The organism is Mesorhizobium sp. B2-4-18, assembly GCF_006441385.1.
In the GTDB taxonomy this organism is placed as follows: domain Bacteria; phylum Pseudomonadota; class Alphaproteobacteria; order Rhizobiales; family Rhizobiaceae; genus Mesorhizobium; species Mesorhizobium australicum.
This window is the reverse complement of the sequence record NZ_VFUW01000002.1, coordinates 257,874-270,510: the sequence shown is the minus strand read 5'-3', so window position 1 is coordinate 270,510 and position 12,637 is coordinate 257,874. Positions and strand designations below refer to the sequence as shown.

Annotated in this window: 12 protein-coding genes and 1 pseudogene; 9 read left to right on the top strand and 4 right to left on the bottom strand. The window is 59.6% G+C overall.

Features of this window, described 5'->3' with window-relative positions:
• Positions 1 to 81: 81 nt before the first annotated feature.
• On the bottom strand, positions 82 to 570 hold the full coding sequence (locus tag FJ527_RS04850; protein WP_140821971.1) for a GNAT family N-acetyltransferase: 489 nt from the start codon (positions 568 to 570) through the stop codon (positions 82 to 84).
• Positions 567 to 1,325 carry a copper homeostasis protein CutC gene (locus FJ527_RS04845; RefSeq protein WP_181166280.1) on the bottom strand — a complete coding sequence of 253 codons (759 nt, stop codon included), beginning with the start codon at positions 1,323 to 1,325 and terminating at the stop codon, positions 567 to 569. The genes FJ527_RS04850 and FJ527_RS04845 overlap by 4 nt, the downstream gene beginning before the upstream one ends.
• A gap of 199 nt (positions 1,326 to 1,524) precedes the next feature.
• On the opposite strand from FJ527_RS04845, the gene FJ527_RS04840 reads away from it, so the two are divergent.
• Positions 1,525 to 1,953 (top strand): SRPBCC domain-containing protein, encoded by a 429-nt coding sequence (locus tag FJ527_RS04840; protein ID WP_015317508.1) that lies wholly within the window; start codon positions 1,525 to 1,527, stop codon positions 1,951 to 1,953.
• Between the two features lie 102 nt (positions 1,954 to 2,055).
• The gene (locus tag FJ527_RS04835; RefSeq protein ID WP_015317509.1) at positions 2,056 to 2,511 is read left to right on the top strand and encodes a carboxymuconolactone decarboxylase family protein; all 456 of its coding nucleotides are present in this window, start codon (positions 2,056 to 2,058) and stop codon (positions 2,509 to 2,511) included.
• A gap of 96 nt (positions 2,512 to 2,607) precedes the next feature.
• Here the strand turns inward: FJ527_RS04835 and FJ527_RS04830 are convergent, their stop codons facing one another.
• The gene (locus FJ527_RS04830; RefSeq protein ID WP_140821967.1) at positions 2,608 to 3,039 is read right to left on the bottom strand and encodes a cupin domain-containing protein; all 432 of its coding nucleotides are present in this window, start codon (positions 3,037 to 3,039) and stop codon (positions 2,608 to 2,610) included.
• 339 nt (positions 3,040 to 3,378) lie between these two features.
• Between FJ527_RS04830 and FJ527_RS04825 the strand changes: the two genes are divergently transcribed.
• The 3 genes from FJ527_RS04825 (at position 3,379) to FJ527_RS04815 (ending at position 4,731) form a co-directional block, all read left to right on the top strand.
• A complete protein-coding gene (locus tag FJ527_RS04825; RefSeq protein ID WP_140616045.1) occupies positions 3,379 to 3,867 on the top strand; it encodes an Hsp20 family protein in 489 nt (162 codons plus the stop codon).
• A gap of 68 nt (positions 3,868 to 3,935) precedes the next feature.
• Positions 3,936 to 4,388 (top strand): hypothetical protein, encoded by a 453-nt coding sequence (locus FJ527_RS04820; protein ID WP_140616047.1) that lies wholly within the window; start codon positions 3,936 to 3,938, stop codon positions 4,386 to 4,388.
• 43 nt (positions 4,389 to 4,431) lie between these two features.
• Positions 4,432 to 4,731 (top strand): DUF982 domain-containing protein, encoded by a 300-nt coding sequence (locus tag FJ527_RS04815; RefSeq protein ID WP_140822392.1) that lies wholly within the window; start codon positions 4,432 to 4,434, stop codon positions 4,729 to 4,731.
• A gap of 858 nt (positions 4,732 to 5,589) precedes the next feature.
• Here FJ527_RS04815 and FJ527_RS04810 read toward each other — a convergent pair.
• Complete coding sequence (locus FJ527_RS04810; RefSeq protein ID WP_140821965.1) at positions 5,590 to 5,832, bottom strand: helix-turn-helix transcriptional regulator; 243 nt, start codon at positions 5,830 to 5,832, stop codon at positions 5,590 to 5,592.
• Positions 5,833 to 5,945: 113 nt separating this feature from the next.
• Between FJ527_RS04810 and FJ527_RS04805 the strand changes: the two genes are divergently transcribed.
• The 4 genes and pseudogenes from FJ527_RS04805 to FJ527_RS04790 all read left to right on the top strand — a co-directional run bounded on the left by FJ527_RS04805 (position 5,946) and on the right by FJ527_RS04790 (position 12,628).
• Positions 5,946 to 6,215 carry a hypothetical protein gene (locus tag FJ527_RS04805; protein WP_140821963.1) on the top strand — a complete coding sequence of 90 codons (270 nt, stop codon included), beginning with the start codon at positions 5,946 to 5,948 and terminating at the stop codon, positions 6,213 to 6,215.
• 393 nt (positions 6,216 to 6,608) lie between these two features.
• Positions 6,609 to 9,388 (top strand): annotated as a pseudogene (locus FJ527_RS04800) (DNA methyltransferase).
• A complete protein-coding gene (locus FJ527_RS04795) occupies positions 9,385 to 11,445 on the top strand; it encodes a DEAD/DEAH box helicase (protein ID WP_140821961.1) in 2,061 nt (686 codons plus the stop codon). Before FJ527_RS04800 ends, FJ527_RS04795 begins: the two are co-directional and overlap by 4 nt.
• Entirely contained in the window at positions 11,438 to 12,628 is a 1,191-nt protein-coding gene (locus FJ527_RS04790) for a GIY-YIG nuclease family protein (RefSeq protein ID WP_140821959.1), read from the top strand. Before FJ527_RS04795 ends, FJ527_RS04790 begins: the two co-directional genes overlap by 8 nt.
• Positions 12,629 to 12,637 lie beyond the last annotated feature (9 nt).

Genomic DNA, 12,637 nt, shown 5'->3' with positions numbered 1-12,637 from the left:
GAGGTGTCCCTTTTCGTCAGATAGCGCTTAGCTGTTTTTGGGGGTGGCGCAACGTCCAGGTGAGTCGGCGGGTGCCGCCGATCAGGTGGCGATCTGCCTGACGTAATAGCGCACCGCTTTCTTGCCGCCGTGGATCACCGCGTCGCCGACTTCGGCGAAGCCGAGTGCGGCGTGGAAGGCATCCGAGGCGGGGTTGGGCGGGTCGGTGTTGACCTCGCAGGTGACCAGCGCGTGACCGGCGCTCCGCGCATGGTCGAACAGGTCCCGATAGAGCCGGCGAGCATGGCCGCGGCCTCTTGCGTGCGCCGCCACGACGACGCGGTCGACATAGATGAAGCTGATGTAACGCTCGCGAAACCAGACGAAGTTCGGGCTGTCGTAGTTGGCATCCTGGTCGAAGGTCATGATGAAGGCTTCGAGATCGCCGATGCGGCGCGCGTAAAAGGCCTCGGCGAGCAGGAACGACAGCCGTTCGGCTTCAAGCCACGACAATTCGGCGGCGTGCTCGTTGTTGAGCGCCAGTATTGCCGCTTCGTCGGCCTGCGCAATGCGGTCTATGGGCGAGGTCATGCCTTGGCCGCCGCGATTGTCGCCGCCACCAGCGCTGTATCGGTCAGCGTGTTGCGATATTCGCGGTCGAGATCGGAGCCGCCCATGCCGACCTTCGGATTGCGGTAGCGCATGGCGCTCGACACGTCCTTGAGGGCGGCGAAGTGCATTTCGGCCAGGCCAGTCCTTGCGCGCACCTCGGCGATATTGCCGAGATCGAGCCCGCCGCAACCGAGGATGATGATGCGCTCGCCGGCCAGCAGGACCAGCTCTTGCAGCAATGCCAGGCCTTCGATCGCGGTGTCGCGCTGGCCGCTGGTCAGCACGCGGCCAACCCTGCAGCGGATCAGCGCTTCCAGGGCTTCGGCCGGATCGCGAGTCATATCGAAGGCGCGGTGGCAGGTGACGTTCAAGGGGCCCGCCGCCTCTGTCAATTCGCGCATGCGCTGCTCGTCGATGGCGCCGTCGGCGTTCAGGCAGCCGAACACCACGCCGGGCACGCCGAGCTCGCGAAGCGCGGCGACGTCGGCAAGCATCGAACGGTATTCGGTCTCGCTGTAGAGAAAATCCCCGCCGCGCGGCCGCACCATGACATGAAAGGGCACGGTCGCCTGGTCGAGAGCGGCGCGCACGGTGCCGAGGCTCGGCGTGGTGCCGCCTTCGACAAGGCTGGCGCAGAGTTCGACCCGGTCGGCTCCGGCGGCCTGCGCGGCGAGCAGGCCATCAATGCCTTCGACACAGATTTCTATAAGCGGCGGGCGAATTTTTGGGGTCAAGGGGCGATCCAATCCATGGTGTTGCGCAAGCCCTAGCACCCGGGCGCCTGGCGCGGAAGCGTGAACGCTACGCCGCCACTTGGACCAGACGGCAGATTCCATTCTTGACAGTCACATAACTGCAGGGTTATGGGTTATACATAGCTGATGGGTTATGATTTTGCGCGTGGCACCACGACAGCAACGAGAGGAGCAAGGCATGACGGAAACCAAATCGATCGTCGTCGAAAGGCTGATTCCATATTCGGCGGAAAAGATATGGCGAGCACTGACCGTGCCGGCACTCGTCGGCGAATGGCTCATGCAGAATGATTTCGCTGCCCAAGAGGGGCATCGCTTCACATTCCGTGCGACACCAGTTCCCGGGTGGTCCGGGGTGACGAACTGCATGGTGCTGAAAGTCGAGGCGCCGCGGCTGCTGGCTTATAGCTGGGGCGATGGGACGGAATCGGACAGCGGGTTGAAAACCGTGGTGACGTGGTTACTGACACCCGAGGGGATGGCGACCCGGGTGCGAATGGAGCAGTCGGGATTTCGGCCCGCCGACGAGCGTGGCTATATCGGCATGGGAAGCGGCTGGCCGCGCATTCTCGAACGGCTCGAACAGGTTACCTCAAAACAGACCTGACACCCGGCAGGCAGCTAACAGTTCCATCAAGTCGAAACCCTGGATGCGAGGCGTCCGGGCCGGGAAAGCACGCCCGGAGAACAGTTCAAAAGGAGAAGACACATGCAAGCGAGAATCAAGAGCCCGGTGATGCTCATCCCAGGCGCCCTGCAGGCGTTTCTGGCGCTGGACAAGTCGACCGAGGCAGCGGACCTGCCCTATGTGACACGCAAGCTCGTGCATCTGCGCGCCAGTCAGATCAACAGCTGCAGCGTCTGCGTCGACATGCACGCGCGCGAGCTCAAGAAAGCCGGCGAGAAGGAAGAGCGCATCTTTGCCCTCGCTGCCTGGAGGGAAACGCCTTATTTCACCGACGCCGAACGCGCGGCATTGGCGCTGGCAGAAGCCGGCACAAGGCTCGCCGACCGACCGGACGCGGTGCCGGACGATATCTGGGAGGAGGCGGCCCGGCATTATGACGAGAAGGCCCTTGCCGCACTGGTCATCCAGATCGCCCTGATCAACGCCTTCAATAGGCTGAACGCGACGACCCGGCAGCCGGTTGGCGCCTGGGGCTGAGCGCCGGGTTCACATGGGGGGCTGGGTCCACGAGGCGAGGGGGCGGGCGGCGCATTGCCTTCCCGCCCCGCCGGGAGCACCTATGCAACCTGGTGGCTACTGTGGCAATTCGGTATTCTTGGCGCCTTCCTCGACCTGATCGATCACCAGGAGCTTGACCGGCCCGTCGCCAATGTTGGTGGCCTGGTGCCACTGCCCGATCATTTCGATGATGAAATCGCCAGTCTTGTAGGTGTTGCTGTTGCCGGTTTCGACATTCGTGACCTTCAGCGTTCCGGCCTGGACATAGGCGTAGCGCGGGAAGGGATGGCGATGGACCGGCAAGGTCGCGCCGGGCGCGATGTCATAGGTCGAGACCAGCACCTGCACGTTCTTCCGCGGCAGCGTGATCGGCTGCCCGGATGCAGTGGTGGTACGTGATGCGAGTGGCGTCACGACGACTGGGGTTCCGCTGCTGTCCAGCGCATGAGCGCCGGTCGCGAACGATGCTGCCGTGAGCAGCAATACCGATGCCAGGATTTTCCGCATGATGTCCTCCCTTGACCGACGCATCTATCGCGCGGCGGCGGCGGCGTGCAAGCCGCTCGTGACCAGAGGCCGAACCTGGTGTGCATTTGCACGGGCGGTTGATCCACCACCCGGCTATATTCCTCACCCGCTTCCAACCGGAAGGCTGTCGCCGCAAGGCCTGATGCATGCCCGGTCAGGAATGGCCGCAGTGCCGCTTCAAAAAAATTTCGGGCGACCTCTTGAATAAAAAAATCGTGATTCCCAGATCGTTTTCCGTCGAGGCTTCGGCTCGACATCCCGCGTCGCGGCGGCGCTGCGGCGACCCGTAAACCATGTTGCTTCACGGAGGATATGGCTATGAGAAGCTTTGATTATTCGCCTCTTTACCGCACCACGGTCGGCTTCGACCGGCTCTTCGACATGCTCGAAAACAGCGTGCGCTCCGACTGGCCGCCCTACAACATCGAGAAGAATGGCGACAACGACTATCGTATCACGATGGCCGTCGCCGGCTTCGGTCTCGACGAAGTGGAACTTGTGCAGAACGGCCCTGAATTGTCCGTCATCGGACAGAGAAAGCCCGATCAGCAACATCGGGAGATCCTCCACCGGGGCCTGGCGATAGGTAACTTCAAGCAGGTGTTCAAACTTGCAGACCACGTCAAGGTCAAGGCGGCCAATATTCATAATGGCCTGCTGTCGGTGGACCTGGTCCGCGAAGTGCCCGAGGAACTCAAGCCCCGGCGCATCGAGATCGGTTCCAACGCCGCAGCGGTTCCGCTTCAGGATGGCGGCAACAAGCAGTCCATAGATGTGGATGCCGAGCCGCAACGCAAGGTGGCCTGATACAAGAAACCTCAGTCTGTGGTCCGCCTCCCGGCTCGGCCGGGAGGCACAGATCGCGGAGAACGGAGATGAGATCCCAAGCTTACAGTTTTCATGAATCCAAACCGACGGATTACGCAGCGGAATTCGCTGCGCTGCGTACGCCCGAGGACGTCCTGAACGAGAACATGACGATCGGCGAGAAGAGGGCTCTGCTCGCCTTCTGGGCCTCGGACGCCCATGCGGTTCCTGACAATCCAACCCTGCGTCAATTGGACAACGGTGCGATGGCGCAGGTCAGCGAGATTCTTCGTGCGCTCCACACCCTGGACGAGATTGCGCGCAAGCCGACGGCCAGGGCACCGTTTGATCGCAGTCCGTCCTCAGACCAGCGTCGCAACAAAACCAGGCGCAACTGGCTGCGGTACCCCTGGCGAGATGACGACGACGATGATCCGCCGCCGGTTCCGGCATATGCCGGTGTCCCACCCAGGTGTGGGGATGGCGGCATGTTCGCGGAGCCTGAGCATGCCGTCGCGTGAAAAGCTGAAGCAAACGAACACCCTCAACCGAATGGAGGACTATATGGGCGACAGGACGTTCGATCGACCGGTGTTAGTCAAGGATGGCCAGTTCATCCAAGAAATAGGAAGCCTTGAGGATGCATTCGATTTCCTGGACGAGTGGCCGCGGGAGCGTCGAGGGCCGATTTTCGAAACGGCCTTCCGGGCTTGCCAGCGTGCTTACGATGGCCAGATATCACTCTCGGTCGCGCGCGATGCCGTCGCTGGGTTCGCGAGGTCCGTCAAGATGCTGCAGGAGCCGCTTGCTCCGCTGCCCTGGATGAGCGGCACCAAATCTGGCCGCGGTGGGGTGGCCGCCTAGCTGCGACAACGGCAGCGGCACTGCCCAGAGGTGTCGCTGCCCGCAGTCCCATACGGGTTAGCAGGACGGGTCACAGCCACGGCGAACCCCACTATGTCGCGTGGTGCCGACGATGGCAGGCAGAGAGGTCTTTTGAGAAATTGGCTCCCCGGGCCAGAGCCATCAATAAAACAATGTCAATAAAAATCAATAAGTTGCCTTGATTCTGCATTGCGTTTTGTTTAGCACAATGATTAGCGAAACCATCGCTGACTCCATCAGATTTTGAATCCGGTTGCAAAAACTATGAGCCTCTTCGAACCCGCTGGCCTGCCGGAATGGAAGTGGCCACGAATGCCTGACTACAATGGTTTCACTCATGAAGAGCGAGTTCGCGGCTGGCAACTCATACACCACATCATCGACAATGGTTGGTGGGCAAAGCCCCGGCAATGCTCAATCTCGGGTTCGACCGAAATGCTCCAGATGCATTGCGAGGACTATTACTCCCCATGGTCACCCTATCCGATCTGCCGGTCACTTCACATGGCCTTGCATCGCCGGTTCCGGCACCCCGATCCCTGGAACCGGGTCGTAGAAAGGTACGCCGTAACCGGCGAGGAGTGGTTTTGCGCACTCCCTATGAAGCCGATTGACTTGGCCTTAACACTGCGCGCTCAGCACGGGGCTCATATCGTCGATATTTTCCGGAGGGTCCCTTTCCCTCCGAACAAGATTGCTACTGTTCAGCGTGGCTAGCACGGCCCGCCACAACCCTATCGCCAAGGGTGGGACCGGTTGGCAAATAGTTTGCGCCTTCTAAAAGTCACAAGGGTCGAGGATATTAGTCCGTGCACATTTCCTCGCTCGCTGGGAGCGTCAATCTGGGCTGCGTTGGAGGTCGCGCACCAGAGCAACCACGTCCAAATCGATGATCTTCGCGATTTCCAAGAGTTCAACGAGATCGACCCGGCGCTCGCCGCTTTCGATATTCGCAACGAATGGCTGATGTCTGCCGAGAATCTTTGCGACCTCCGCCTGCGACATCCCTTTTGCCCGCCGCTGACTGGCCAGCGCGGCTGCAACCATCTTGTGGCGCGTGGAGTGGACCGACTTCGGCATTGAACGGTTGACCAGTGATCAACCCGCCGGTAATCCGATATCCGGATTATCCAAAAATTAGATATTGCAGGTGGCACTACCGCTGCCGGGCAAAGCAAATTTAGGGGGAGACAATGAGCCGAGCACTCGTCAACATGCTGTCGACCATGAACGTCTTTATAGCGCTGATCATCATCGGGGCCGGCGGTCTATGGGGTAACGCTTACCTGCCCAAGGCCGGTGTCATTTTCGGTGCGATTGTAGGCTTCGCTGCCGCTTCGATCATCTGCGGAGCGCTCGCCGCTCTTTGCCTGATCGAGAGGCACTTGCGGCTACTCGCCGACGACCTGAAGAAGCGCCAGAAGGGGATTGTTCAGACTCGGACAGAGCCATCCATAAAATAGCCGAACGACCTGATCCGGTGGTCAGCAAGTCTCTCGCTTCACGGCTCGCTCTAACGCTTCCGATACTGGCTGCCGGAGGTCTATCGTATAAACAACGGCACATCCGTCGGCATTAGTTAAACGGCAGGCAACAAAATCCCGTCTGTGACCGGTGCCTGCGTGCCGTGGCGCTCTAAACTGCGGATATGCAGGACCTCAACCGCCGCCCATCCCGACGAGGCGCACTCCTTGAGCCGTTGATCGAGAGCAACCGATTTGCGGCATGATTGGCCGACTTGGCAGGAGCATTGTGGAGCGGCGTCTTTTGATAGAAAAGACTGGTGAGATAACAGGAGGACAGTCGGCATTTCGGTGATTCTTCACTGAGCCGATTTGACTTCGGAGGGGCGCTCGTTGAACGCAGTCGAGATCGAAGAAGCCATATCGGCCTTGGCCGATCAGCCGTTCGATGGCGGCGAGTTTCCGTTCGCCTTCCTGCAAGCCTTCGGCAACAAGGAAACGACGATCAAGAAGCTGCGGGCGGGTGTATCGAATAGCTCCGACCTTGGCGGTGTTCTGCAGCGGAACCACATTCACATTGCGGTATGCGCGCCGGGTCAGGTCACGAAAACCCTGGCTGCACTGAAGGCTAGCCCCGCCACGGTAAAGGCGAAAGCGCGTTTCATCCTCGCGACGGACGGGGCGGACTTCGAGGCCGAGGAATTGGACACAGGCGAGACAGTTGCCTGCGCCTACACCGATTTCCCGGATCACTTCGGATTCTTCCTCTCGCTCGCGGGCATCACCACCGTGAAGCAGGTCCGCGAAAGCTCATTCGATATCCGTGCCACGAGCCGCCTCAACCGGCTCTACGTTGAACTTCTGAAGGATAATCCCGATTGGGGGACAGCCGAGCGCCGCCCCGACATGAATCATTTCATGGCGCGGCTGATCTTCTGCTTCTTCGCCGAAGACACCGATATCTTCCACGGTGCCGGCCTATTCACCGCCACCATCGAGCAGATGAGCGCGCGGGATTCGTCCGATACCCACAAGGTGATCGGCGAATTGTTCCGCGCCATGAACACGAAGATCGAGGGCCGCGCCGCCACCAACCTGCCACGTTGGGCCAACGTCTTCCCCTATGTGAATGGCGGGCTGTTCTCCGGCAGCCTGGATGTGCCGCGTTTCAGCCGGATCGCACGCTCTTACCTTCTCCATATTGGCAACCTCGACTGGACCAAGATCAACCCGGACATCTTTGGGTCGATGATACAGGCCGTCGCCGACGACGAGGAGCGCGGCGCGCTTGGCATGCACTACACCAGCGTCCCGAACATCCTGAAAGTGCTAAATCCGCTGTTCCTCGACGATTTACGGGAGCGGCTGACGGAAGCTGGCGATAACCCCCGCATGTTGCTGAACTTGCGCAAGCGCATGAGCAAAATCCGGGTCTTCGACCCAGCGTGCGGATCGGGGAATTTTCTGGTTATAGCCTACAAGGAATGCGCGCCATCGAGGCCGAAATCAACAACCGGCGCGGCGAGCCGGATCGCGCCTCGGAAATCCCCCTCACCAATTTTCGCGGGATTGAACTCCGCGACTTCCCGGCCGAGGTGGCGCGGTTAGCGCTCATCATCGCTGAATACCAGGCGGACGTGCTCTATCGCGGGCAGAAACTTGCCTTGGCTGAGTTCCTGCCGCTCAACGCGCAGAACTGGATTACCTGCGGCAATGCCTTGCGGCTGGACTGGCTGAGCATCTGTTCGCCCACCGGCACGGGCGTGAAGCACTACGCGGAAGACCTGTTTCACACGCCGCTCGACCAGGCACAGATCGACTTTGAGAATGAGGGAGGGGAGACCTATATCTGCGGCAATCCACCTTACAGAGGTAATCAGTGGCAGACCGAGGACCAGAAGTCCGATCTAAAGGCCATATTTGACGGGCGCACGAAGAATTGGAAGCAACTGGATTACGTGGCTGGTTGGTTCATGAAGGCGGCTGACTATGGAAGCAAGACGCCTACCGTCGCTGCTTTCGTGTCAACGAACTCGATTTGCCAAGGAAGACAGGTCGACACCCTTTGGTCGCTGATTTTTTCGACCAAACATGAGATCGCTTTTGCTCATACATCTTTCGAATGGGCGAATCTGGCTAGCCACAATGCGGGCGTGACTGTTGTCATCGTCGGAATCTCCAACCATCCAGCTTCAACGCGGAGACTGTTTTCTGAGGTCGAGAAAGGAGGAGTGTCCGTCAGGTCTGTTCCCAACATAAACGGGTACTTGGTGCCGGGACCAAATGTAGAGGTGATCCCGTCGCCGAGTGCGCCGGATGAGAGGGCAGCAATGCAATTTGGCAACCACACCTATTATGGCGTTGACCTCTTGCTGACGCGCGCCGAGGCTGCGTCAATTGTCGAAAGTTGGCCAGTCTCTGCGCCACTTTTTCGAAATTTCCTTGGCGCGAGGGAAGTAACTTCTGGACTTCCTCGGAAATGTCTTTGGATGACCGACGCTGATCTACCTCTGACAACTCACGTTCCGCCGATACAGAAACGTCTACAGAGCGTCACCGATGCAAGAACAAAAATTGCGCATGACAAGTCCGCACAGGCGTTGGCGTCCAAGCCGCATATGTTTCGGGAACAATTCGAAGCTATCCACCACGCTATTGTGATGCCTGCAATAAGCTCGCAAAGTAGGCCATACCTACCTGCTGATATTATAAGTAGCGACTACATTGTCGGTCACAAGTGCTATGCGCTCTACGATGCCCCGCTTTGGAATATGGCGCTTATCGTGTCCCGCCTCCACTTAGTTTGGATAGGGACTGTTTGCGCGCGGATGCGAACCGACTTTTCCTACTCAAATACTCTCGGCTGGAATACCTTTCCGGTTCCGACGCTCACCGACAAGAACAAGGCCGATTTGACCCGCTGCTCCGAGGGCATCCTGCTAGCGCGCGAGGAGCATTTCCCGGCTACCATCGCCGACCTGTATGACCCTGAGAACATGCCCGCAGACTTGCGCGAGGCACACGAGCACAACGATGAGGTGCTGGAGCGCATCTATATCGGCCGTCGGTTCCGCAACGACACCGAGCGGCTGGAGAAGCTGTTTGAACTTTATACAAAAATGGCCGCTTCGCCGAAGGCGGCAGCGAGGGGAAGGGCAAGGGCAAGCGCGTGATCGACGAAAAGAAAATAGTCCCGTCCGTTTCGGTCTCCTACGCTCGCAACGGTTCTTCGACCAAGGCCAACGCGCTTGGAATGCGCCCGATGCAGGAGCGCGCCTATGAAAAGCGCGGCGAACAATATCTGCTCATCAAGTCGCCGCCCGCGTCAGGTAAGAGTCGAGCGCTTATGTTCATCGCCCTCGACAAGCTGACCAATCAGGGCTTGAAGCAGGCGATTATTGTCGTGCCGGAGAAATCCATCGGGGCGAGCTTCAATGACGAGCCGCTGAGCAAGTTCGGCTTTTGGGCTGACTGGACCGTCGAGCCGAAATGGAATCTTTGCAACGCCCCCGGCTCGGACAATGGCGGCAAGGTCAATTCCCTTGGCGTCTTTCTGGAAGGCGACGACACGGTGTTGGTCTGCACCCATGCGACCTTCCGTTTCGCCGTAGAGAAGTTCGGCATCGAGAAGTTCGACGACCGGCTGATCGCTGTGGATGAATTCCACCATGTTTCCGCCGATCCGGAAAGCAGGCTCGGCCAGCATCTTGGGCAACTCATTGCCCGCGACAAGGTGCATATCGTCGCCATGACCGGTTCCTATTTCCGTGGCGACGCAGTGCCCGTTCTCGCCCCGCAGGACGAGGAGAAGTTCGATACCGTCACCTACACCTATTACGAGCAGCTAAACGGTTACGAATATCTGAAATCGCTCGACATCGGCTATTTCTTTTATTCCGGCCCCTATGCCGACGACATTCTCCGAGTCCTTGACCCCGCCGAAAAGACCATAATTCACATCCCTTCCGTCAATTCGCGCGAAAGCACGAAGGACAAGATCAGGGAGGTGGAGCATATCATTGAGGAATTGGGCGCGTGGCAAGGGACGGACCCCGCCACCGGCTTCCAGTTGGTCAAGGCGAAAGACGCCCGCGTGCTGCGCATCGCCGATCTTGTCGACGATGACCCCGCCAAGCGGGACAAGGTATCTGCCGCGCTGAAAGACCCCGGCCAGAAGAACAACCGCGACCATGTGGACATCATCATCGCCCTTGGCATGGCCAAGGAAGGCTTCGATTGGATTTGGTGCGAACATGCGCTCACCGTCGGCTATCGGTCGAGCCTGACCGAGATCGTGCAGATCATCGGCCGCGCGACCCGCGACGCGCCCGGCAAGACCCGCGCCCGTTTCACCAATCTGATCGCCGAACCGGATGCTTCCGAGGAGGCCGTTACCGAGGCAGTCAACGATACCCTTAAGGCCATCGCTGCCAGCCTGTTGATGGAACAGGTGCTTGCACCACGTTTCGAGTTCAAGCCGAAGAACCCGACGAGCGGGCCAACGCCAGGTTTCAACTACGGCGAGGGCGGTTACGACCCGAACAAGTGCAATGTCGGCTTCAATGAAAACACCGGCGAGTTTCAGATCGAGATTAAGGGCCTTGCCGAGCCGACGAGCAAAGAGGGGCAGCGTATCTGCCGAGAAGATCTGAATGAGGTCATTGCCGCCTTCGTGCAGGACAAAACCGCAATCGAGCGCGGTCTGTTCGATGAGGAGCTTGTTCCGGAGGAATTGACCCAGGTTCGCTTGGGCAAGATCATCAAGGACAAGTACCCGGGGCTCGGCGAGGAGGACCAGGAGGCCGTGCGCCAGCACGCCATCGCTGCCCTCAACCTGACGCAGCAAGCCAAGCAGATCGCACTTGGCGGCGGTGGCGACAACGAGCCGCCATCCAACACCGCTCTGATCGACGGCGTGCGCAAGTTTGCAATGGATGTGCGCGAACTCGACATAGACCTGATCGACCGTATCAATCCGTTCGGCGAGGCGTATGCCATTCTGGCCAAGACCATGAGCGAGGACAGCCTGAAACAGGTTGCGGCGGCCATCGCCGGTAAGCGCACGAGCCTGACGCCGGAGGAGGCCAAGGAACTTGCAGTGCGTGCGGTGAAGTTCAAGAAGGAACGGGGACGGCTCCCGTCCATCAGTTCGACCGACGCCTGGGAGAAGCGCATGGCGGAAGGGGCCGCCGCCTTTGTCAGATACAAGGACGAGGGCCGCTATGAGTGACCTCGACCTCGATGACCTGCGCGCCGAACTCGACGACTTCGCCGTCCCGGAGAAGAAGGGCGGCCGTTCGCCGCGCGAGGAACGCATCATCGCCGGCTTTGAGGAAATCCAGCGCTTCGCCGAACAGCACGACCGCGCGCCGCAGCATGGCGAGGACCGGGATATCTTCGAGCGGGTTTATGCTGTGCGCCTCGACCGCTTGCGCGCGCTAGAGGAGTGCCGTTCGCTTCTCGTGCCGCTCGACCGGCAGGGGCTTCTTGCCGGGGCAGAGTCCGTCGCCGCCGTGCCCGTGGAGACGATGGACGAAGACGAATTGCTGGCCGAATTGGGCGGTGCGGCCGGGTCATCTGACATCACCGAACTTCGGCACGTCCGCGCCACGGCAGAGAAGCGCGCCGCCGAGGAAATCGCCAATCGCACGCCGTGCAAGGACTTCGACAAGTTCAGGCCGCTGTTCGAGCAGGTAAAGGCCGACCTTCAATCAGGCCTGCGCGAAAGCCGCCCCTTCCAGACGATGGCCGAGATCAAGAAAGGGGAGTTCTTCATCGTCGGTGGCCAGGTCGCCTATGTCGCGGAAGTCGGCGAGGAGTTCAGGACCGAGTATGAGCGGCGCGATAGCCGCCTGCGCGTCATCTATGACAATGGCACCGAAAGTGACGTGTTGCTGCGCTCGCTTCAGCGCGCGCTTCATCGCGATGATGCGGGCCGGCGCATCACCGATCCGTCAGCAGGACCACTTTTTGGCAACGTCGCCGATGGAGACGACCTCGAAAGCGGGACGATCTATGTCCTTCGGAGCAAATCGGATCACCCAGGGATCGCGCCGCACAGGGAACTCATTCACAAGATTGGTGTCACCGGCGGAAAGGTCGAGACGCGGATTGCTCACGCCGCGCTGGACGCAACCTATCTGCTCGCGGATGTCGATGTCGTAGCCACCTACAAGCTTTTCAACATCAACCGGACTAGGCTGGAAAACCTGCTGCATCGCATATTCGCGCCAGCCCGCCTCGACCTGACAATCGAAGATCGTTTCGGCAATCCGGTGAAGCCGAGGGAATGGTATTTCGTTCCATTGTCGGCGGTGGACCAGGCAGTTGAGAAGATACGGGACGGTTCTATTACCAAGTTCCGTTACGATCCCCAGACAGCCCGCCTAGTCGAACAAGATGGAAGTAGCTAACTCACTACG